Source organism: Buttiauxella agrestis, from assembly GCF_900446255.1.
Lineage (GTDB): Bacteria > Pseudomonadota > Gammaproteobacteria > Enterobacterales > Enterobacteriaceae > Buttiauxella > Buttiauxella agrestis.
In genome coordinates this window covers 2,033,665-2,053,767 of record NZ_UIGI01000001.1, presented here as the reverse complement: position 1 = coordinate 2,053,767, position 20,103 = coordinate 2,033,665, and the positions used below count along the sequence as shown (strand labels likewise).

Sequence of the window (20,103 nt, the reverse complement as noted above, 5' to 3'; positions counted from 1 at the left end):
ACTCCATAAAAAAACCCGCCTGAGCGGGTTTCATTAATATTGATTGTGTAGGTGATGACTAAATGCGCTTGCCATTTATCGATACCGATTTAAGAAAGGCCTTCTCCTTCGATTCAAGCAACGGTTTATTATCTTTTCCGTTACTCCCGAAAGCACAAATAGCGGTTCCAGGAACCGTTGCGCCAAAGCTATTATTAGCTCTGAAAACCATTTCAACACTGTAGCCATTACTATTTTGAGTAGCCAGCGTTCGGCTGCGGTCAACTTTAAAGCTGTCAGGATCTTTTAGGTTTTCCTCGACCTCTACCGAGCACATGGAGATAAGCATGTCTGAAATATCCTGCTTATCTCGCGGCTGGTTAGAGCATGACCTAATGAAAAATATAGCGACCACAATTATGAATAGCGTTGAACCGTAATAAACCACTTTTTGCGTAATGGTTCGTTCAACTTCACCACCATTTTTAATGAAATCTCTGCGCTGCCTGTACGGCATCTTTTTAAAATCTGAATATTTCATAACCCCATCACAAGCTTAATTAATCTCCTTAAGAAAAATAACACATCAACAGAGATTGACTTGAATAATCGATATCAATTTGACTTGTTCTTGATCTGCTCCATTGCCCACCACTCATTGAACCGAGTGGTCACGACAATCTCCCACAGCTGATAGGCCTCCTCGAGCGTAACGGAGGTCTTCAGTTCTGTTAGGGTTGCTTGTCCTGCTGAGAGGATCGTTGCAATGAACTGGTCAGCGTTGACGTAATCAACTTGATCATATTCTGCATGATACCGCCTGAGGAAATGGAGCGGTTGAACTTTTCGAAGAATGAGAAGTTATGTTCCAGCAATGCGCGTTCCAGTCGAAGGAGAGCTTCGGCATCCGGAACGTGGTTATCGACCAGGGCCGAAGTGGTCAGTCGAATGGTTGTGCCATCTACCAGAACACGGTCGACGAACGACATGGCCTTGAGCATGATTTTTTCATTCTCGCCATATTGGTTCTCTTCCCACTGCTTAGCCAGTGCCGCAATTGATGTCGGATATTTAGCCGCAATCTCTCGACCTGCGATTGCAGGAAACTGGCCGATCACGAAGCTATGCTTAACGCCGTTCCGGTCATCAACCGTTACTGCCTTTGGATTCAGAAGCTCAGCCACGTTACACCTCTACCCGGCTCATACCTTCAAAGCGGAAGTTGTAGACTTTCGATTTGTAGCGACCGGCCGACGCCACAGAATTACCAGGTAGACCATCGTACATAATCCCCGGCGTCAGCGTGATGGTGGAGCCGTCAGGGTAGATTCCCACGACAGTAATCACATCTTTTGCCGGGCGCTTTCCGCGGGCTGCACGATTAGCCTCAAATACCACTGCCAGATTCTTATCGTCCTCTGACTTTGGAATGACAGCCAGGGAGAAAGAAATTGGGTTGGCCTTCGACCAGACCACCATGTCGCCATTTAGCCCCATTGCAGCGTCGTTAATTTGAAGCGCCGGCAAATCAAACGGGTCGGCATCGTCAGCGAAGGCTGTAATGGTAAAACCTGATGGGTATGTTTTGCTCGCGATGAGGCGAACCTGTAGGCCGAAGCCTGCAACGTCTTGCATCTTTTATCTCCAACAAAAAAGCCGCGCATGGCGGCTTATCCAGGGCTGAATTAAATCAGGATGTCGCGCCCGGTGATTTTATTCACCGCGTCGGCTTTGGAATACACTAGCGTGTAATCAATGACGTACTTAATCGTGCCGTTGGTCTGAGCTTCCTGAAGAACCTGAGCATCAAGCCACCATCCAATCGACTGCACCTGGTGCCATGCCAGCGGATCACCTGTCACTTGCGTGACATAAGCCTTTTGCGTGACAGTCAGGTCTTTCTCCGCCTTGATGGTTCCGTTGAACAGCGCGCGCGGGATTGGTGCATCGTCACCACCATTCAGCAAGCTGATAACGATGGCTCGACCTTCTTCCGTAGCCGGAATGATTGGCAAAGAAAGAAGTCCGGTCATCAATACAGCGACCGCTGCTGATTTGAACCATTGTTCATTCGCGTATACGTTCATCTGCAGCGGTGAAGTTGAAGTGCCGCAGAGATAACCATTCTGGTACAAGTCGATTGGCTGACCAGCATTTTTAGTACGCCCGTAGTAGTTCACTCGGGTATTGGTATCGATATCATTAGCCTCTGTGTTGCTGTCCACTTTCGGCGTGAAACCAGCTACCTGCTGGAACATGAAGTTCTGGCTGGCATTGCGCTGGTTGTAATCCGTGGAGCCAAGAATGATACCGGGAATCATCTCATCGAATTCGGTATTGCCATCATTGACGATGGTCAGCGCGCAGCCGCTATAACTCATAAGGGTTCCGTACCACGCAACATAATTAGCTTTGGTGACCGGAACCAGATACTGGTACTTCACGTTTTGCGCGTTGTTCCAGGCTGCAATGGACTGCACAACATCATGATCAAGTGCGGCCCCACAGCATGCGAACGAGCCGTAGTTATCACTAATTTCGTCAGCTTCAATGATGTAATCCAGTGCGGTCATTGCATTTGAGCCTGGCGACGTCACCATGCCTTTCGCTGTGGTCCAGCCAAGGTTATCAGCAATATCTGCACCCGAACCTGAAGCAATAACGCTGACGGCAGCCGGTGCATCATGCCCAACGAATGAGGCATTAAATTTCTGACCGGTACCATCATAGGTAACCGTCGCTCCAATGAGGATAGTTTGTAGCTTGGTCTGAATGGTGCCAGCAACATCAGCAAGGGCTGCGGCTGAAGAGAAGTCCAAATCATCCAGCAAATAATCAGATGGACCGACTTCAATTCGCACAGAGCCATCAGTAATGGCTTTCCAGGTGGCAATTGTGGTCAGCGCAGTTCCGCCAACAATAGCCGGTGATGCCGGTGCAGATGCATCGTTGTAGTGTGCGAATGAAAGTTTCTTCGCTTTGGTGATCATCTTCGACACAAAGCCAAAGTAGAGCGCAGCACGCTTGTATTCTTCAGAGGTTGTGCCAAAGGTTGTGGCCACGTCATTCAGGTCAGTAAATTCCATCACGACGCCAGCAGGAACCTTCGTGTCCTTCGTGAACAGGCGAAGAATAAGCTCGCGCTCTTTAACGGCTGCGCTGCCCCCTACGCCGGACGTAATGTCCACGTATTTCTTGATAGAGATGCTCATCAGCAATCCTCGTTAAACGCGGTATATCCCGCTGGTGATTTCCTCAACAACGCCCACGTCATGGGTAAGTGTGAGTTTGTGACAAATAACCAGATCGAAGCTCGGGACGTTTTCCCACTGTTCGCTTTCGTTCTGTATATAATTTGAAGTGATGGATCTAACGACCTGCACGCCCATGCCTTCTGCTTTAACAGCAAGAATCATTCGATGGCTTTGCAATATCATTGACGCCATGGTCAGCACGCCTTGAGCCGACAGCGTGTCGATAGTTTCGTCCTCCGGATTAACCTCCGGAAGCACGGCATTAAACTGGATGGTTTCGGCAACATTCTGTTTCTCAATCAGAACAGGATTGCCAGCATCAGCTCTTAACTGGTGTGATTGCCACCCAACTCGTTCAGTAGCGATGTGATGCATTATGATTGCAGGAACGGCTGGCGGACCTGTTGAGACGCCTGTGTAGCTCTGCATCACACGAACTTGCATACCCTGCTCAGCAAACCCGGCTATCAACACGTCCCGAAGAAGTTTGAATATTGCATTCATTGCCTTACCGCCACCAGTTGGGTCCAGCCGTCCTGCACCTTCCATGAAGTTGGCTCAAGCACTTCCCAGTCAGAGCTATCCCAGACAATCAAATCAGCCGCGCCACCACGATAGGCAGAATGCGCGCCAGTTTGTATCCAGGCTGTAATGTATTGCCGACCGGTAGTCAGGCCTAGCTGCTGAATATCATGAAATGAAAGGGGCTGGGCAGCTGCCCCATATAACAGTTCTGGCTGACTATAGGTGTTGACCGGTTTCCCGAAGTCATTGTCCTGCTGGCCCTGAAAACGCTTAATCTGCACGCCTGCCGTGGGAGCTATAGCAGTCAGGGTCATGCCTAAAATGTTTGCGCCTGGTACGAACATCATTTCTCCTTAACGATTGAAGTGCAGGTGGTCAGCATTAAGCCAGTTGCCTGGAGTGGCTTGTTTGGTTCAAGCCCACGACGCTTACGTGATGCTTTCGTGCTGTCAGCCAGTACAGGGCTATTAATCTGGGTAATCGCCTGCCGAACATCGCCAGCAGCCAGTTCGCCTATGGCCTGCATAACTTGAAGTGGGGAGCGCTTGCCTTGTGCTACTGCTTTTACTCCCTGCCCCATGGAGTCAGACCAGGCGCGTTTTTCTGCAAGGATGGTAGGCCTGACCATCGTGCGTGGTGGGATATGGCGCGCGGGTGATCCGTATTCCTGTGTCTGCGCAACCAGAGCAACAGGCGTTCCATCCGGATATTTTGCGGTATCCTGCCAGCCAACCTCTGTTTTGAGTTTTCCAAGAGCCTCAACCCGCTTTACCAAATCCTCCCAACCCATCAGAACCTCCCGCCAGCCTTACGGAATGCGCGGCGCTCAGGAATACCGCCAACATAACCAAGCCCGATAGACAATCTCGCTAGTAGCGCAGCAAGCTGTTCACCGTAAGGTGTCTTGCCGAGCCAGGCCATGAACGCGCCTTTGCTTGCCGCTGCATTAGCGAACCCAACACTGACTGAGCCAACCGTGGCATTGCTGATAATGCCAGTTGCGCCGCTGGCTGGAGCCGTTGGCGTTCCATTGATTATCAGCAGGTGCGCGGCAAGCAGTTCAGTCATTAACTCCTGGCATTTCACGCAGCGGAACCAACGATTACCAACGTCAATGTAGCAATCCACCATTTCGGACATCAGCAAAATACTGTCAGTTGGGTACAGCATGGGATTAGCAAAAGCCGGGAACTTAAGGCGGAATTCATCGACGTCGATCATGACTTACTTTTCCTCTTTCGGAGCCTTCTTGCCCATCGTCGCGTAGTCTTCTGGCGTATCCTGGGCAGACTTGTCCTTGTCCATATCCGCACCTTTTTCATCGGCGTCATAGGTATTTTTACCCTTTTCGTCGATGCTCATATAGCCGCGCTCAACGAAGCCGAGGAAAGCCTGGTCAGCTCTAAGAAGCTCCAGTTCTTCGGTGGTGACTACCGTGGCCGCGCCACGCGGGGTCATCATGGTTCGCTTATCCTGAGCATTAGCGCCGCCTTTGATAAGGACGCCTTTATCGTAGGAGTCTTTGCGGGCGTGGCCCTTCCAGACGGGGAAGAAGTTATCAGCGGTACAGGACGAATAAATTACTGGCATGTTGTTCTCCAGAGAAATGACAGGGCCGCATGGCAGCCCGGAAATCAGATACCGCTTGCGCGATACACAGCGAAAGGTCGTTTCACCAGAGCGCCGGAGGTGGCGTTAGTGAAGTCTTCGGTGACCATCTTGCAGGATGTATCCACACCCAGTGCACGGAAACGTGACGGTACGATCTGGTCGATAACGCCGCCGCCATCGGTACCGGAATCACCAACGGTTTCAGCGTAGAGATAGAACACATCCGCTCCACCGTTGGCATCATCCAGTTCAACCGCTGACTTCGTGGTCACGTTCGGATAGTTCGCTTTCAGCCAGTCGTAAGGCGTTTCACCCAGGTCGTTAGGCGTTGAGAGGTAATCCACTTTCTCCGACGCAACAGACAGGATGATAGGCGTTGCAGTTGGGTCGATGACTTCCTTCGACTTGGTGCGCAGAGCAGACAGGCCAGTCAGCAAATCTTTTACGATCTCTGCATAAGTTTTCTTATCCCACGTAGTGCCAGCAGCTCCTGCCGGAACAGTGATATACGCCGGGAGGTTCGGGTCATTCAGGTAGCCATAAATTGGATACGACGTCGCACCGTTGTAGCCATAGAACGCCACGCGGTTACGCGAGATTTCCAGCGCCAGAGATGCGGCATTACGCTTGGTATCTGATGCATTTACACCGATACGCCCGGAGCGCAGACCTTCCAACTCGCCAACCTGAATACCCTCTTCAAAGCGAATCACGCCGCGCTTCTCATAGGTAAGGTTCCAGCTTGAAAGTGGAATGTTGCCGTAGTCCGTATAAGGCTGAGCGACACCGACCAGTTCCAGAATTTCCTGGATAACTTCTTCGTCTTCCCACGCTCCGGCAGTTACCACGCCCATAAGCTCATCGGCCTTGCGCGCTGCAGTGATGACCTGCACCTGTCCAGGAAGCCAGCTTTGCAGGAATTGCATATAAGGGCTGTTGCCCTGGGATGCGTTAACGGTCAGGCCTGGAATAGATACCGCTGCATCCATGCCATACGCCTGAGCGTAGGACTGTGCTGCAAAGTCCGATACATGAATGCCGACCTTTGCCAGGGAACGGACAGTATCAGCGGAGTCCATCGCAACACCGCGCAGCTTGCTTTTCAGCAACGCAGCCGCAGCAGGAGAAAGGCGCTTATGCACCGTAGAGATTTTGCGCATTTAATTTTCCTTGAATTAAGGTGCTACGGCAGGAACCGGGAGCTGTTGTAGAGCTACCATCGCAATGCCGGTAGTCACGTTGTAACGCACGACACGAGAGCCGGGGATCAGCGTGGAGCTTGCTGGAGCAGTTGAAGCTGGCGCCGCCACTAGCGTGCCATCAGATTTATATGCAATGGCATCGCCGACCGCCGCGGCCGTGGTTAGCTCCATCCACATACCCGGCGTTTGCGATGTCGCTTCCAGCCATGCACCCGCTTCAATGCCAGGGGCATTGCCACCGAGCGCCGAATAAGCCACCCATTGCTTAGGTGAAGACAAGATGCCGATAAAGGTCCCCGCCCCGCCTACCGAAACAATCCCGTTCTCGCCAGCGGCTTGCGTCAGCGCGACAGCACCAAATGGCGCGCGCTTGCCTGCGGTGCCGTTAAATACGGTTTTTAGTTGAACCGGCTCGGCGCGAACATCACCGGCCAGAGCCTGCTCGCCAGGAATGCCCCATGCCAGATCGTCATCTACAGTTTTTTGAAAGGACATGATTACCCCTTAAAGGCTGTCAATTGCGGAAGAAACGGCGTTAGATTTGGTAGGCGCTGAGTCCTGACCAAATGCAACGATGGTTTGTGGCTGCGTTGACTTCACCGCCAGCGCAGCATTCAGCGCGGAAACTTCATGCCCGGCGGCAACGTCTTTGATGCCGAGCTTCGCCAAGCCATACTTCGCTACCGCCACGGTATCCATGGAGTCACACGCAAATGCGCCTACGAATGGTGTCAGGCGTTGCGCCAGTTCATTACGCTTGCCGAGTTCTTTTAACAGCGCGCCGGTATCCTGCGCTTTGACCTGCTTTTTCAGATCCTTCAGCTCCTTGCTCATCGCCGCAAACTTTGCGTCCTGCGCCTTGGTAGCATCGGACGGGTCTTCGTCTTCAGCTTTTGGCGCATCCGGGTCTTCGTCTTGCGCTGGTGCCGGATCAGCTTCAGGGTCGGCATCTTCTGCTGGCGCTGGATTAGTAGGGTCTTCGTCTGCAACAGGTTCTGCAGTTGGCTCTGGTTGCTTCATCTGCTGAAGCGCAGCCATGACAGCGGCAAGTGACGTCGCGTCCAGCTTGCCGAGCGCGGCGATCAGTTCCTCTAAAGTCATTGTTTTATCTCCGTCGGAGTTTAGGTTAATGGCCTGGTCCATCACTGCGACGTCAGCGCCTGTTCTGCCCTCATCAACGCGGGCGAGATGGTTTCCGCAACGCAGATTGCGTTGCTCGTACTGGTATGACTGCCCCTCGAATGAACCTATCGATGGGACGACGTCGTATTTGTAAGCCGGGGAGAGCTGTGCTTTCCCTGACTCGAGTTCTTGCTTCATCTCATCAGAGAAGACGCGAAGGTTTGCACGCAGGTAGGGGTAATCGAAATAGACCTTCTCGCCTACAATCCCGTCCACGCCAACATCACCAGGGTTAGCGCCTTCGGCCCCAAGCCAGGTGTGATTATTGATGAACGGTATCAATTTGAATGATTCCAGCGTCTCAGGCCTGCTGAGTTCTGCCGCGGAGCGATACACCTGGTAAATTTTGTCGGGGTCTGGCGCGCCGGGTATCTCGCTGCCGAGATAATCGAACACGCCTACCTTACTAATTGGGTTGCCTTCGACGTTTATCCAACCATTGTCATCAACGACGCGCGCTGATTTATCCTGTGCTTTTGCGCTGGTCGCCATCACTTCACTCCAAAATCAATGACCAGTTTGAACGTGCAATGGCAGTTAATTTCCTCGCCAGGCACAACGTTTTGCCCTTTATCGCCAACTGGAAGCCCAACAGCCAAATCAAACTCTTCGCCATTGGCCTTCACATGCTTGGGGCGCGAGTGCTTAGGCCCGCGATGTGAGTGGATCCATATTCCCTTCGTTGCTCCAGTCGACTGCGCTTTGAGCGTGGCCGTCTGAGTAAACGCTTTGCGGGTCTGGTCCATCGCAAGATTGGTGGCGCGCCGGTCCAGCTTGCCGTTCGCGTCGGCAAGAATGTCCTTCATTGCAGACATGTCGCCAGGCGAATCAGCAGCAGCCTTTCTGATGCGTTCGATATGTTCGGTAGGTAGCGTCGAAATTAGCTGGGCATTGGCCTTTGCAGCGTCACGAAAATAACCCTGAACAACATCAGCATTCACCGCATCGCTGAGTTTCAATGCGGTGAACTGGCGCTGCGTGGAAGTATCAACTCCAGCAAGTACCGGGTTAAACATCGAGGGGGCATAGTCGCGGAAAAGGTTGCTGTACTTCGCAGAGAGAGTATTAAGGCGCTCATCAAGCGAGCGTCCGTTGGTGTTCAGGATGTCGTCAGCGAGATTGGACTTCATCCACCGGACTAATCCCCGTAGCTTGCGCTGGTACGCTTGCTCCAGATGCAAGGGACTGTAGAACGGTTTGGAGTCGGTCGGTTTCAGACTCTCCGTTTTCTTCGCCATCTTCTACCTCGTCAAACTCATATCCGCTCGACTCATCATCCTTGAGCTTGCGCTGGTTCTGCTCCTGGCTGACGACGCCCAGTTCTTGATAAATCTGAGCGGTCTGCGCGCGGGCAAGCCCTGTTTGCGCCTGTTCGGTTTCGGTTGGCTCATCCAGTGGATTCCAGACCACCTCGATATCGATGACCTCACCAAACAGCGATTTGGTTTGCAGCTGGTAATGGCGATCAAGTAACGGCGTGCAGCTATGCTCCTGGATTCCCGCGAGCGTCTCGCGGTAAGCCCCTGTCTCGAACTCGCCTGTTGGGTTGAATCCCTTTGGCGAAGTGCCAAGAAGCTTTGTTGCGGGCATTTCCGCGACTGCGGCCACCAGCTGATATTCAGTCATAATTACCGCGTCGACGTCGCCAAGGGAGGTTTCATGCTGGCTGTAATCATCTTCCATGCCGATATTCAACAACCCAAAGTTGTCTCGCGACTCAGCGAAACTTTGCTGCTTTTCGATGTACTTATCCGGATCAGCCATAGCCTGCTCAAGGTCAGTCTTCACGACGTTCAAGCGCTTAGACATGAGCAGTTGCGGCCCTTCATTAGCTGACCGCTCGGCACCATACACACGCTCCCATATGAGCTGGGGTAATGGCAGGCCACCGAATTGATAGGTTGGCTTGAGAACGTCAGGCACATCTGAGTAACGGATGATGACAAGGTGCGACCGGTGGTAACGCTTCCCGGAAATTCGCCAGTATGTTGGCTCGTAAAAGTTCTCAGATGACGGGTCACTTACATCGACCCCCTCAAGCTCTGGCGCACACCAGTACGGATCAACCTGGCTAATGCCGCGATAACTCCCCTCGCGAACGCCGTCGATATTGAACGGATTTTCGTAATATTTCGGGTCGTCACTATCAACGCAGAAGATAGCAATGCGTATTCCAAATACTCGGTTAAAGCGAGCGTACTCCTGGACTTGCCGCTTAATGCCCCGCTTGCGGTCGAGCTTTTCAAGGCGCTGGATTTTATCTGCCGACAACCCGGTAATTTTCCAGCCGTTGCGCGTGGCGTCTTCTGGTGGGATTTTGCAAGCGCGGTTAACCAGCCACTGCTGAGCCATCACTGCGCAAAGTTGATGACCGATAAAACCTTGCGACAGGAACCAGCCGATCACGTTATCCGGAACGCCGCCCACCGTCGCGAAACGATAGGCACCGGACGGCGACTGTGTACACGAGGCGTCATCCATAGCCTTGCCAGCCTGGTCGATGGTTCTGGCATTACGCACAGGGAAGGCAGCAGCTTCGATTTGCTCCAGCGTTACCGGCTGATGCTGCTTGTGAGTTGAGAAAGCCCCGGGTGGTTTCTTCGTTGGCTCGGGCTTCGGTTCCTCAACGGGATCAGATGGTTTTGGTCGGAACCATTTCAACCAATTCAGCCATTTCATGAGTAAACGCCCCTGCTCTTTTTATTAATCATGTCGTCGATTGCGTCCATGGTTGGGTCAACCTGGTCGTCATGAGCGCCATTAGGGAACTGGCTGAACTCTGCCAGATAATCGGAAAGCCACGGCGCGTCCTCAGGCAAAAGAACGTTGCCAGATTCAACCATCGGGGCGACATCCATCGCGCGGGTAAGTTTGTCGACGTTGCGCTGGATGGGAAGGATTGGGATCCCTTCTCGGCGCAAGGTCTGAATAAGTCCGGTTCCGGACACTTTGTCTTCGCATTTGAGCGCGCGAAGATTTCCCATACCTGTGACGGCCTTGTGCTTTTTCCAGAACGCTCTTGCCTGAATGAGCAGCTCAGGCGCTTCCCATTTCCCGCGCAACTGGTCGAGCAATACTGGTTGACCCGCTTCGGTCTGGCCCCAGCATTGAAATACAGTGAAGTCGTTGTGCGTCTTCGTCTTCTGCGCTGTGTCGGCGTAGATGCTGCGCGTCTTGGTAATCGGCGGGGTACGGTAGAACTTCCACCAGTGGTCCTTGAATATGCCGCCGCCAATTGGCGCAGGACGCTGCATATATTGTCCTGCGAACACATAAGGGTTGGCGGTATCCATGCGTTGCAGCTCTTGCCGTGAATGCTTAAACGCCCACAGCGGCTCGTCAGCGTCATCAAGTACAGGAATGCAAACATGCTCCCACTTCTCGCCGTTCCCGCCTCCCAGCAGCCACCCGGATAAATCGCTCTCGTGCAATCGCTGCATGATGACGATGATCGGCGTTTCTGGTGAGTTGGTGCGGCTTTCGATGGTGGTCGAGAACCAGTCGATAACGTTTTGACGCATCACATCGGACGTGGCCTCGCCTGCTTTGTGAGGGTCATCGATAATGATTGCCCCGCCAAAGTAGTCGCGAAGCTTCCCGGCGCCGTAGCCGGTAATTGTCCCGTCTGAGCCAGCGGCGTATACGCATCCACCTTGCTCGGTTCGATATTCATCTTTTGCGTTGGAGTCTTTACGGAATCGCGGAGCGCCAAATATCTCGCTGTAGAGTTCGTGCTCCATCAGCGCTCGCGCGCCCCAGGTGTTATTGGCGGCCAGGCGCTTCGAGTAACTGGCGTGAATAAATTCGCTGTCGGGAAAGTTACCCATACACCATGCGATAAAGTTAACGACCGCCAGCTCCGTCTTCGAGTAACGCGGAGGTATGTTGATGATCAGCCGCTTGCACTTCCCAATCACCACTCGCTCAAGTGCATTACAGAGCTTCTCATGGTGCCAGTTGGTGACGAACTCCATACCTTTTCTGGCGCTAAACATGGAACGGGTAAAAGCAAGTAAATCAGTACGGCACTCAACAACCTGATTAATTGTCAGCATGCTTTCTTTTCAGCGCCTCAATAACAGCGGCTGCCATATTGGCGGGATTAAGCGAGCCATCCGGATTGGAATGCTCGACCTTCTCAGGAGCCTGCCAGCCTTCCATCTCAGCCATTTGCTTGATAGCGCCGCGAGCGTCGTGCAGCTTCAGCTTGATGCCGTCTTTGCCTGCGGTCAGTTCGGCGATGGCGTCCAGTAGCTCGGGGGATTGTTTGACCGAGTCTTTAAAGCTCCACACCGCTTGAGTAACAGGCCTGCCATCTTCGTCTTCGCCAACTTGATGCTCGCCAAAATCAACGAGATCAGTGATGCGGGCGCGGCCCATTGACGTCAGGCGCTTGAGAGCTTCCTCGCGGGTCATGATGGCATCGTCTACCGCGGATACCTGAACTGATGCGAGGAACGCCTGGACGTTAACATTTGCATACATTCGGGAGGCGGCGGCGCGCATTGCGTCGCCCTTTGCTTTGCCCTTCGCAGCCTTGTACGCATCGGTCTGATTCTTGCCCTTGACGAGTGCCAGGGCGAACTTCTTCTGCAGCGGAGTCAGCGCATCGAAAAGAAGCTGCTGCTCTGCCGTGAGCTTTTTCGATGCCATGAGTACTCCGATTGGTTAATGCCATTAAAAAAGCCACTCGAAAGTGGCCTTTGTGATGGCAATAAAAATTTCCCGTAAGCGGTCATGTTTGCATGAGAGTCGCTTAGCTGATATTTCCTAAAATATGGCCTTCAATCTCTTCGATTTTCAATCTGAGCATCGCGTTGTTCAGTAGCCCCATTTTCCCCTCACCGTTTCGAATCTGAACATTTTCAAGATGCAGGAAATTATTTGGATATTCAAAACTGGGGTCTTCACTTGTATAACCAGTAGAGCCTTTTCTTTCGAAGAACTGAGACAAAGCTTCTCCTGATGGACCGGCTGCCTTCAGGTTATCAGCGACAAATTTATAGTATTTTTTACCAGAAATTAACGTACCAGAAATTACGCCACCGTGAACAAACAAGGTAATACCGATGCCACAGTCGGTTTGGTTAACAATGTTATTAAGAAACATTAAATCTTCGTCACGCACTTTCAGAGCCAATACTTGTTCAAGTTCTGCATCTTCACTCATAAGACCTCCTTTCATTGGAGTGAAAATAATAAACCCTATTTAGTCATGCATATAGCATTATCAAGCCCAACCGCAGATGAGCTTTGCAGTGGCTACTGCGAAGCTCGTGATTGCTCAATGGCTCGGATGTCAGCCTTATCCCGATTGCATTGCCCCAGTGCCCCCAGAAGACTGACGTTTAAATCCAGACTGGCCCCATAAGTCAGCGGATCAGGAATAAACGGCTGTGGTGTTTCAGCGGTCAGGCTGGCTGGGGTTGGTTGCTGTGGCACTAGTACGTAAACTGTCCGCGTATTGGCGCAGCCGGTTAGCTGCAACAGCAGGAACAGGCCGAGCAGCACAATCATCACTCGCAACAGCAGCTTTGATGTCGCTCGCGGCTCTCTGTGACTCCAGTGCGATTTGCTGTTTAGCATGCTGGTTTGTCTCCATGACCATGTTTGTGATTGCGACGACGCGCAGAACGTTAGAGGTGATGGTCCTGGCGCTGGTTGCGTCATCCTGCATTGTCGCCAAACTCGAATTAACGCGGGTGTTTTCATTCCACAGCCACCCAATCACCACCATCGCGGCGATGGATAGCCACCAGCGCCAGTGCGTTTTCAGTGAAAGCAGGAAGTAAGTAATCATGCCTCGCTCTCCGAACGGCTCCCGTTCATTACTGGCAGTGGTCGCATATCTTTCGCCTCATTCACCGGCCAGCGATAACCAGAAACTCGTGAGCGCTGGAAGGCGCGGATATTGATGGCATCAGACTGATTACCGCCCAGCACCATCAAATCACCGTTTTCACGCTGTCCAACGACAAATCCCACATGGCCGCCGCCGTCGCGACTGAATACCACAACACAGCCGAAGGCTGGTTCGCGTAGTTCTGCGCCCCAGTTAAGGTAGGACTTCGCAGACTCAAAGCGGGTTGATTTGATTCCGACACGTTCGAACATTGAGCCAACAAAGGCAGCACACCACGGCGTTTCATCATCTTTGATTCCACTGCGTTTGATGTCTTTCCAGAACTGGATAATTAGGGGATTATGACGAGGACCTTTGATTTCTAACTGACCTAAATACTTCCTTGCTTCAACTATCCACTTGGGTTCCTGCATTACTGCCTCCTGCTTTATTCAAAAACCGCGCTTCGAGCGCTTTGATTAGGGTAGAACCTGACCAGCCAGCCATTCCGCAAATTGCCCCGGTAATTTCTACAGGCCACAGGTAGTGCATCGCGGTAAGCATCATCAATGCACCAGCAAACAAAGAAACGATGAGTTGTAATGCCAGCATCACCCAACTGAAGCGGGCACCATTAATGACACGGTAGGCATATCCAGCCATCGCCCCGAGCAATGTCATGAGGAATGCCAGTAATAATGCGAACAAGTCGGGGTTGTTTCCAGGCATGCGCATGTCTCTCACCTCGCCGAATGCGGGTGTTATATAAGGAAATGAGATAAAATAATTTGCATATAGACAACATCAACCTGGATGCAAAATGAGCCAATTAATGTCGTTTTTTTTAAAGAAAGAAGGATTAATATTACTGTGCTTTACCCTTATAGGGTATGGAGTTGCTTTATCATATGAACTTGGGTATGCAATATATTTTTCATTGGACACTGAGTTTATACAGATTGATATTAAAGCGATTTATAATGGCATAATTAATGTTTCAGCATTCTTTTTAGTATCATTGGTGTTTTTCACCGTATTTAAGCAGAAAAGAACAAGTGATGCGCAAAAGGCTATTCAAGTCGTGGTGTATTTAGTATTGATAGGTGTGCTTTCATCGCCTTTAATACCCAAGATAATATTCACAAATATAATAACCACATTTTTAATCTGTATTGGAACTGGTGTTTTTGCTTTTATTTACTATGACCTTGCTAACAAAGATGAAATGTCACTGCCGATAATATATGGTGCAGCTTGTCTTTTTATAATATCAATGTCGACTGTCGTTGGGATTTCAAGAGCCTCAATGGAAACATCTTTCTCTGTATTCAAATACAACGACCGAGAATATGCCATTATAAGAGTTTACAATGGAAATATAATAGGAATTGGAGTTGATAAAGAGAAATTATCCCACACTGAGCATATCTTCATACCTAGTAGTGAAGTAAAAACGATGACAACAAGGTATTTAAATATAGAAAGCAAACCAGGCCTGTTAAATTACAAATATGAATACCCTGAATTCCCAAAAAACAGCATTGGCGAAAAAATATTGAAAGAGAAAAAATAAATCTTTCAAGAATGAAGGATGATGTGGAGATTTCACCACTTTTAAAGCAGTTGTTAATAGTTTCTTTACGCAAAAACCCGCACTCGGCGGGTTCATTGGTAACTTGCTTACTGCCACCAAATGCACTGATGGCACAATATCAAATTAGGCTTAAATATGGCGCATTTAATTGACTTTTGCAACAACCTGCTGCGAAAAAGTCGATTTATGTTGTGATCGTGTTCGCGACACTGCCAGGAGTGAACTTCTATCAAGTTGCTTAAACGTGGCTTCCAAGGCATCCCAGTACTGCCTGTAATTCTTGCTCCAATTATCAGGTGCCACACCAATCAAATGAGCAAGGTCTCCATACTGATATGGGTCCTGCCCTTTAATCTGTTGGTTAACATCCTGCGCTGCTAGCCATACGAGAGCCTGCAATCGCTTCACCGTTTTGCCCGCTATCTTCTTGCTTCCTAGCGCCGCTTTAAATTCAGCCCATGCCCATTCAGTTATCGCAACCTGATGAGCAAAAGACAAATCCCCCGCATAGCACCATGAAAGCCAGGCGTGTTCGTGCGTATCGAGCGTAGCCAAAGCGCGGCGCCATGATGCGGTGCGAAACTCAACCGGCTGAACGAGTGCTATGGATGAGCCTTTCGCTCTCGATTGTTGGCCCGGCACCGGGTCGCCCGGAAGCGTAATCATTTTGCCCGTTGCCTCATCGAGGATTCGACGACGCTTGCGCTTATATCGGCCGGTATCGAACTGCGCATTCTCGGCGAACGCTACCAGTTGCCCTTTCGTTGCTCCGCTTAAATCGGCAGTGGCCACCATGAGTTCTTCGCGGACGTACTGAAGATATTGCTGATTCACGCTGCCTCCTGCTGTTTGAGTTCTTTGAGCTTTGCCCGGTAGGTATTGCGAATTTCGATGTAGTCATCACGTCGCCACTTCGGTAGTTCGTGCGGCCCCATCAGTGCATCGAATCGAGCCTGACCGATTTTGAGAATGAGCTTTGGCCTGTACGCGGCAAGGTTCCCGGATAGATGGTTATTGCAGGGCGCGCATTGCTTATGGCAGTTGTCTTCGTGGAAGCGTAGCTCCGGGCTCGCGCCAGTCGTGCGGTAGTGGCCTGCATGGTATTGGCCGTCATGGTGGCGACCGCAGCTGATGCACGGCTTAAATCTGTCGCGGTACCGGATGAAGTCATTAAAGGCCTGTTGCGCCTGACCAATAAAGTAACTCATCGGTTTGACTGCCTGACGGCGCTTTGCCTGGCGCTCTTCTTCTGCTTTCTTTTTTTCGTTACTGCGCAGCGCAAGCGCGTACTGCGCACCATGCTCAGGGCTGCACCACCAGACGTTTGAATACACCGGATGGAACCACTCACGACAGACTTTGCACTTGCGGCGAGGTTGCTTAGCCATGCTCACCTCACTGATTCTGCTGGTCGCGCAGCTGCTGATACTCGCAGCCGTGCGGGATAGTGAGGAACAGGCCGAACTGAGCGCACCACATCTCGACCTGGCCCAGGAAGTGATGCATTTCCCCTGCATCCAGATCAGAAGTGTGTCGCGGTTCCCACGTTGTGGCTTTCTCGCCAGTGATGAAATCGGTGTAGGTTATTTCCACGCTACCGAGATAGGTTTTTTTGAGGTTGCGCTTCACCCACTCGGGAGTAGCTTCAGTACGGCCCGAACGAATCAGATATTCACTGATTTCTCCGTACCACATATGGCTTAACGCGTTCTGCGGTAGGCTGCGCTTATCACGCCAAGGTTTGATTATCAGGCGATAGCAATCACCACCAGCTAAAAGCGGCTGGAGTTGTTGGCCTATGGCGCCGAAGTTTGTCTGGTGAAGGCGAACGCCCTCTTTTGGAAAGTTCACGCGTCACCCCCAAGGGCGAACGCTGAATGCAAAGAAACGCTGGCGTCGGATAACGTCAGGCGAGAGAGTTCAGATTGGTAGTATTTTTGCGCCATGGTGTTCTCCGTGGCGCATCGTAGTCAGGTTATCGGGTGTTCAGACCGATAGTTGTATTATGCAAGCCATGTCTTGCAAAGGTCAATTGCTGGAAGATATCTCTTTGACCATCTCAACCAGTGTCGCTCGAGAGATAATGCGCTCGTCTTTCTGCAGGAGCTTGTGGCCTATTTCTACACCACCATTGTTTAACAACAATCGCTCTCCCGCCTTGAGCTTGAAGGAGCACTTTATTGCACCATCGGAGCGTCTCACTAGATCGTAAGAATCACTACCCTCAGAACTTGCTTGAGACACATCAACCCCCTTCCGTACTGATTAATTTTCGGGACCCAGAATCCCACTTTGCAAAGCCATCTCGGCTATGCGTAACCACTTTAGCAAAGTCGACTTTTTTCCTAATAACCTGCGCGGAAATAAAAATCCCTAAAAATGCATTCAGTAGTTTTTGCTACCATCGAGTAAACATACAGAATATATTAACTGTACATAAACACAGTATTATTTTCTTTTTCCAAGTATGCACAAAAACTATGTATCTATGCAAGGTTATTTATCTGGATGATTTTAATAATCTTTTTCGCTACATTAGATCAAAATTTGATCGTTAGTGTTAACGAATGCCGAGCGGCAAATATGTCGAGGTTAACTGATTGAATGACTGCGTTTCGTCACTTCATGTCACGCAATGACACAGGCAAGTGTCGAACTAAACGAAACCTAAACGACCGCCAGCGCTGAAGGCAGGTTGAAAATTTGTTGCTGTTCCGTGCTCGCTAATTAATCACTTTCATTGATCAATGCGATGCTATCGATCGGTTAAATCGATCATAGAAGGCAGTAATAAGGCCACTGCTTAGGTGGCCTGTGTGTTCGCTTAAGTCACGCAGCCTGTTCTTTCACCCCGCAGAGTTCAGGCAAGTTGGCGCGTACCAGCGCCTCAGCGAATGGCGGCGGCACCGCATTGCCACATCTCGCTACTTGCTTATCCTTGGCATACTTCACGCCGCGGTAGTCCTGGTCGATGATGTACCATTCAGGGAAACCCTGGGCGCGATAAAGCTCATGCGGCTGAAGCATGCGCATACCAATATCGACAATCCGGTAAGTCACGCCTTCCACGGTCACAAACTCCCGATAATCGTCACCGCAATATTCACGCAGAAAGGCTGATACCTGCTCTGCGCGCTGTTCGTCATACTCATCAACTGCCAGATAAGTCTCGACGTTGCCAACGTGCAGGCCGCCAGCCGTCAAGCCAGGTGCTGGCGCATCTACTACCCGACCGTCTTTGCATGTTCCCCGCAGCATGACGAGGTGGGATGTAACGAGCGCGTGATGGTCCACTGTTGTCACCGAATGCACCGGCTCATCCATCGAGACACCTGGCCCCGAGTAGTTGCCTCCAAAATGCTTAACGAGATTTGCGGTAACAAGCTGGGATTTGCCCCCGCCACCAGCGGTGATAGTGGCGCTGGGTTCATCAATCTGATGACCGATGCTGTTGCCGAACTGTCGAGCAATAACAGGCGCGACGACACAAGCATGGGACTCTTTCAAGATGGTGTGAGCTGGCTTATCTAACGGACGAGGTTTTGCTTGATACTCTCCACCGCCATTTCCAGCCAGGAATGGTGAAAGAATAGTTTCCACCATGCCCAGCGCATGACCATTCCCACCAGGACGCTTTGATGTTCCAGCGGTTACTGTGGGTACCGGCTCTCGGCAATCCTGTCCGGTCGCGCCAGTTCTGAACTTAGTGATGTGCGGTACCGCAATCGCATAGCCATGCGTTTTGGTGATGGTCTGCAATGGCTCATCCAGCGACTGCCCACGGAAACAGTCGTACTTCGTCCGCGTGCTGGTGTGGTTGCACTTCACGATAAACGGCGATGGATTATCGATAACGAAGCGCTGAATGCCCCGGGCAATGCGTTTAAGCGTATTGGCGGCCAGTGGACGCTTGCGCTCAAAGATGCTCGGGCAATTAAGCGTCCAGTCGATACATTCCGCAGCTGTGCGCCACGGTTTGAGCGTGCCGTTTAGCACTCCCAGCGACTTCGGGTCACCGTGTGATGGCGCAGGCCATGTAACCGGCTGCCCGTCGCAACGCATCACCATGAAGAAGCGTTTGCGGATTGTTGGCGCGCCGTAGTCGCATGCTCGCAGCTCGCGAGAATCAACGTCATAGCCAAGCCCGTTAACCAGGCGAAGTGCGTCACTGCTGTTTGGCTCAATACCGAGGAAGTCACAAGCTTCAGTCAGTGCTGGATGCCCTGCATCAATACCAGCGCCCAGCATGCCAACGAACGCAGCAAAGGTTTCACCGGCACGTTTCGGATCTGGTCGCTGATCGCCATTTTCATCCACCAGCAACGGCCCCCACGTTTTGAACTCTTCCACATTCTCCAGCATCATCACTCGAGGGCGAACCGCCAACGCCCAGCGAAGCACAATCCAGGCCAGCCCTCGAATCTCCCGCGCTACCGGCTTCGAGCCTTTCGCTTTGCTGAAGTGGCGGCAGTCAGGCGAGAACCACGCCAGGCCAACTGCATTACCTGCGGTCGCTTGCTTCGGGTCGATATCGAACACTGATTCGCAATAGTGCAGCGTGTCAGGGTGATTGGTGGTGTGCATCGCCACCGCGTTCACATCGTGGTTAATCGCAATATCCACACTGCGACCGATTGCCATCTCTATACCGGTACTCGCGCCACCGCCACCAGCAAAGTTATCAACGATAATTTCTCTCACGCGTATTTCTCCATGGCGTTGGCCAGCGAACGAGCGGCTGTGATAATTGACGGTACCGGCATTTGCTCCAGCCACATGCGATTGATGTGATGCTTCAGGCGGCACTGGTGATGCGCCGGTAATACACCGGCACTTTCAATCTGGGAATAAACCATACCTACTTCGGCAGGCCATACTGTTTCCTGAGCGTCCATCAGCAGCAAAGACTCAAGT

Annotated in this window: 25 protein-coding genes and 1 pseudogene; 1 reads left to right on the top strand and 25 read right to left on the bottom strand. The window is 51.4% G+C overall.

Annotated features, from left to right (window positions below; translation table 11 throughout):
- Nucleotides 1-58: 58 nt before the first annotated feature.
- From DY231_RS09895 to DY231_RS09795, 21 genes and pseudogenes are all read right to left on the bottom strand, one after another.
- Nucleotides 59-520 carry a hypothetical protein gene (locus tag DY231_RS09895; RefSeq protein WP_115628205.1) on the bottom strand — a complete coding sequence of 154 codons (462 nt, stop codon included), beginning with the start codon at nt 518-520 and terminating at the stop codon, nt 59-61.
- Between the two features lie 190 nt (nt 521-710).
- Nucleotides 711-1,163 (bottom strand): hypothetical protein, encoded by a 453-nt coding sequence (locus DY231_RS09890; protein WP_115628204.1) that lies wholly within the window; start codon nt 1,161-1,163, stop codon nt 711-713.
- Between the two features lies 1 nt (nt 1,164).
- On the bottom strand, nt 1,165-1,614 hold the full coding sequence (locus tag DY231_RS09885; protein ID WP_115628203.1) for a phage tail fiber protein: 450 nt from the start codon (nt 1,612-1,614) through the stop codon (nt 1,165-1,167).
- Nucleotides 1,615-1,664: 50 nt separating this feature from the next.
- Entirely contained in the window at nt 1,665-3,191 is a 1,527-nt protein-coding gene (locus DY231_RS09880) for a DUF3383 domain-containing protein (protein WP_115628202.1), read from the bottom strand.
- A 12-nt stretch (nt 3,192-3,203) separates the two neighbouring features.
- On the bottom strand, nt 3,204-3,782 hold the full coding sequence (locus DY231_RS09875; RefSeq protein ID WP_147295638.1) for a phage gateway protein: 579 nt from the start codon (nt 3,780-3,782) through the stop codon (nt 3,204-3,206).
- The gene (locus tag DY231_RS09870) at nt 3,734-4,102 is read right to left on the bottom strand and encodes a phage collar protein (protein WP_115628200.1); all 369 of its coding nucleotides are present in this window, start codon (nt 4,100-4,102) and stop codon (nt 3,734-3,736) included. The genes DY231_RS09875 and DY231_RS09870 overlap by 49 nt, the downstream gene beginning before the upstream one ends.
- Nucleotides 4,102-4,548 carry a hypothetical protein gene (locus DY231_RS09865; protein WP_115628199.1) on the bottom strand — a complete coding sequence of 149 codons (447 nt, stop codon included), beginning with the start codon at nt 4,546-4,548 and terminating at the stop codon, nt 4,102-4,104. Before DY231_RS09865 ends, DY231_RS09870 begins: the two co-directional genes overlap by 1 nt.
- Nucleotides 4,548-4,979: a DUF4054 domain-containing protein gene (locus DY231_RS09860; RefSeq protein WP_115628198.1), complete on the bottom strand. Its 432-nt coding sequence runs from the start codon at nt 4,977-4,979 to the stop codon at nt 4,548-4,550. Before DY231_RS09860 ends, DY231_RS09865 begins: the two co-directional genes overlap by 1 nt.
- Nucleotides 4,980-4,982: 3 nt before the next feature.
- On the bottom strand, nt 4,983-5,348 hold the full coding sequence (locus DY231_RS09855; protein ID WP_115628197.1) for a hypothetical protein: 366 nt from the start codon (nt 5,346-5,348) through the stop codon (nt 4,983-4,985).
- 44 nt (nt 5,349-5,392) lie between these two features.
- Nucleotides 5,393-6,529 (bottom strand): major capsid family protein, encoded by a 1,137-nt coding sequence (locus DY231_RS09850; protein ID WP_115628196.1) that lies wholly within the window; start codon nt 6,527-6,529, stop codon nt 5,393-5,395.
- A gap of 15 nt (nt 6,530-6,544) precedes the next feature.
- A complete protein-coding gene (locus tag DY231_RS09845; protein ID WP_115628195.1) occupies nt 6,545-7,066 on the bottom strand; it encodes a structural cement protein Gp24 in 522 nt (173 codons plus the stop codon).
- Between the two features lie 9 nt (nt 7,067-7,075).
- Entirely contained in the window at nt 7,076-8,245 is a 1,170-nt protein-coding gene (locus DY231_RS09840) for a DUF2213 domain-containing protein (protein WP_115628194.1), read from the bottom strand.
- Nucleotides 8,245-8,883 carry a putative phage head morphogenesis protein gene (locus DY231_RS09835; RefSeq protein WP_172588672.1) on the bottom strand — a complete coding sequence of 213 codons (639 nt, stop codon included), beginning with the start codon at nt 8,881-8,883 and terminating at the stop codon, nt 8,245-8,247. Before DY231_RS09835 ends, DY231_RS09840 begins: the two co-directional genes overlap by 1 nt.
- A complete protein-coding gene (locus DY231_RS09830; RefSeq protein ID WP_172588671.1) occupies nt 8,864-10,414 on the bottom strand; it encodes a phage portal protein in 1,551 nt (516 codons plus the stop codon). The genes DY231_RS09835 and DY231_RS09830 overlap by 20 nt, the downstream gene beginning before the upstream one ends.
- A gap of 14 nt (nt 10,415-10,428) precedes the next feature.
- Nucleotides 10,429-11,808: a phage terminase large subunit gene (gene terL / locus DY231_RS09825; RefSeq protein ID WP_115628191.1), complete on the bottom strand. Its 1,380-nt coding sequence runs from the start codon at nt 11,806-11,808 to the stop codon at nt 10,429-10,431.
- Entirely contained in the window at nt 11,795-12,406 is a 612-nt protein-coding gene (locus tag DY231_RS09820; RefSeq protein WP_115628190.1) for a terminase small subunit, read from the bottom strand. The genes terL and DY231_RS09820 overlap by 14 nt, the downstream gene beginning before the upstream one ends.
- A 103-nt stretch (nt 12,407-12,509) precedes the next feature.
- Entirely contained in the window at nt 12,510-12,923 is a 414-nt protein-coding gene (locus DY231_RS09815) for a GvpU-like protein (protein ID WP_115628189.1), read from the bottom strand.
- A gap of 92 nt (nt 12,924-13,015) precedes the next feature.
- Nucleotides 13,016-13,339 carry an Rz1-like lysis system protein LysC gene (lysC, locus tag DY231_RS09810; protein ID WP_115628188.1) on the bottom strand — a complete coding sequence of 108 codons (324 nt, stop codon included), beginning with the start codon at nt 13,337-13,339 and terminating at the stop codon, nt 13,016-13,018.
- Nucleotides 13,278-13,430 (bottom strand): annotated as a pseudogene (locus tag DY231_RS25725) (DUF2570 domain-containing protein); the annotation flags it as partial. The pseudogene DY231_RS25725 and the gene lysC, both read right to left, overlap by 62 nt.
- 119 nt (nt 13,431-13,549) lie before the next feature.
- Nucleotides 13,550-14,029 (bottom strand): TIGR02594 family protein, encoded by a 480-nt coding sequence (locus DY231_RS09800; RefSeq protein WP_115628186.1) that lies wholly within the window; start codon nt 14,027-14,029, stop codon nt 13,550-13,552.
- On the bottom strand, nt 14,004-14,330 hold the full coding sequence (locus tag DY231_RS09795) for a phage holin family protein (protein ID WP_115628185.1): 327 nt from the start codon (nt 14,328-14,330) through the stop codon (nt 14,004-14,006). The genes DY231_RS09800 and DY231_RS09795 overlap by 26 nt, the downstream gene beginning before the upstream one ends.
- Nucleotides 14,331-14,415: 85 nt before the next feature.
- On the opposite strand from DY231_RS09795, the gene DY231_RS09790 reads away from it, so the two are divergent.
- A complete protein-coding gene (locus DY231_RS09790) occupies nt 14,416-15,168 on the top strand; it encodes a hypothetical protein (protein WP_115628184.1) in 753 nt (250 codons plus the stop codon).
- Nucleotides 15,169-15,333: 165 nt separating this feature from the next.
- Here the strand turns inward: DY231_RS09790 and DY231_RS09785 are convergent, their stop codons facing one another.
- From DY231_RS09785 to DY231_RS09765, 4 genes are all read right to left on the bottom strand, one after another.
- A complete protein-coding gene (locus DY231_RS09785) occupies nt 15,334-16,023 on the bottom strand; it encodes a bacteriophage antitermination protein Q (protein WP_115628183.1) in 690 nt (229 codons plus the stop codon).
- Complete coding sequence (locus DY231_RS09780; protein ID WP_115631817.1) at nt 16,020-16,577, bottom strand: recombination protein NinG; 558 nt, start codon at nt 16,575-16,577, stop codon at nt 16,020-16,022. The genes DY231_RS09785 and DY231_RS09780 overlap by 4 nt, the downstream gene beginning before the upstream one ends.
- A 7-nt stretch (nt 16,578-16,584) precedes the next feature.
- The gene (locus tag DY231_RS09775) at nt 16,585-17,040 is read right to left on the bottom strand and encodes a YbcN family protein (protein ID WP_115628182.1); all 456 of its coding nucleotides are present in this window, start codon (nt 17,038-17,040) and stop codon (nt 16,585-16,587) included.
- Nucleotides 17,041-18,018: 978 nt separating this feature from the next.
- Nucleotides 18,019-19,890 carry a DNA cytosine methyltransferase gene (locus tag DY231_RS09765; protein ID WP_115628180.1) on the bottom strand — a complete coding sequence of 624 codons (1,872 nt, stop codon included), beginning with the start codon at nt 19,888-19,890 and terminating at the stop codon, nt 18,019-18,021.
- Between the last annotated feature and the right edge of the window lie 213 nt (nt 19,891-20,103).

Coding starts and splice junctions, on each gene's coding strand:
- DY231_RS09895 (WP_115628205.1), bottom strand. CDS start 520: ATGAAATATTCAGATTTTAAAAAGATGCCGTACAGGCAGCGCAGAGAT.
- DY231_RS09885 (WP_115628203.1), bottom strand. CDS start 1,614: ATGCAAGACGTTGCAGGCTTCGGCCTACAGGTTCGCCTCATCGCGAGC.
- DY231_RS09880 (WP_115628202.1), bottom strand. CDS start 3,191: ATGAGCATCTCTATCAAGAAATACGTGGACATTACGTCCGGCGTAGGG.
- DY231_RS09875 (WP_147295638.1), bottom strand. CDS start 3,782: ATGGAAGGTGCAGGACGGCTGGACCCAACTGGTGGCGGTAAGGCAATG.
- DY231_RS09870 (WP_115628200.1), bottom strand. CDS start 4,102: ATGTTCGTACCAGGCGCAAACATTTTAGGCATGACCCTGACTGCTATA.
- DY231_RS09865 (WP_115628199.1), bottom strand. CDS start 4,548: ATGGGTTGGGAGGATTTGGTAAAGCGGGTTGAGGCTCTTGGAAAACTC.
- DY231_RS09860 (WP_115628198.1), bottom strand. CDS start 4,979: ATGATCGACGTCGATGAATTCCGCCTTAAGTTCCCGGCTTTTGCTAAT.
- DY231_RS09855 (WP_115628197.1), bottom strand. CDS start 5,348: ATGCCAGTAATTTATTCGTCCTGTACCGCTGATAACTTCTTCCCCGTC.
- DY231_RS09850 (WP_115628196.1), bottom strand. CDS start 6,529: ATGCGCAAAATCTCTACGGTGCATAAGCGCCTTTCTCCTGCTGCGGCT.
- DY231_RS09845 (WP_115628195.1), bottom strand. CDS start 7,066: ATGTCCTTTCAAAAAACTGTAGATGACGATCTGGCATGGGGCATTCCT.
- DY231_RS09840 (WP_115628194.1), bottom strand. CDS start 8,245: ATGGCGACCAGCGCAAAAGCACAGGATAAATCAGCGCGCGTCGTTGAT.
- DY231_RS09835 (WP_172588672.1), bottom strand. CDS start 8,883: ATGAAGTCCAATCTCGCTGACGACATCCTGAACACCAACGGACGCTCG.
- terL (WP_115628191.1), bottom strand. CDS start 11,808: ATGCTGACAATTAATCAGGTTGTTGAGTGCCGTACTGATTTACTTGCT.
- DY231_RS09820 (WP_115628190.1), bottom strand. CDS start 12,406: ATGGCATCGAAAAAGCTCACGGCAGAGCAGCAGCTTCTTTTCGATGCG.
- DY231_RS09815 (WP_115628189.1), bottom strand. CDS start 12,923: ATGAGTGAAGATGCAGAACTTGAACAAGTATTGGCTCTGAAAGTGCGT.
- lysC (WP_115628188.1), bottom strand. CDS start 13,339: ATGCTAAACAGCAAATCGCACTGGAGTCACAGAGAGCCGCGAGCGACA.
- DY231_RS09800 (WP_115628186.1), bottom strand. CDS start 14,029: ATGCAGGAACCCAAGTGGATAGTTGAAGCAAGGAAGTATTTAGGTCAG.
- DY231_RS09795 (WP_115628185.1), bottom strand. CDS start 14,330: ATGCGCATGCCTGGAAACAACCCCGACTTGTTCGCATTATTACTGGCA.
- DY231_RS09790 (WP_115628184.1), top strand. CDS start 14,416: ATGAGCCAATTAATGTCGTTTTTTTTAAAGAAAGAAGGATTAATATTA.
- DY231_RS09780 (WP_115631817.1), bottom strand. CDS start 16,577: ATGGCTAAGCAACCTCGCCGCAAGTGCAAAGTCTGTCGTGAGTGGTTC.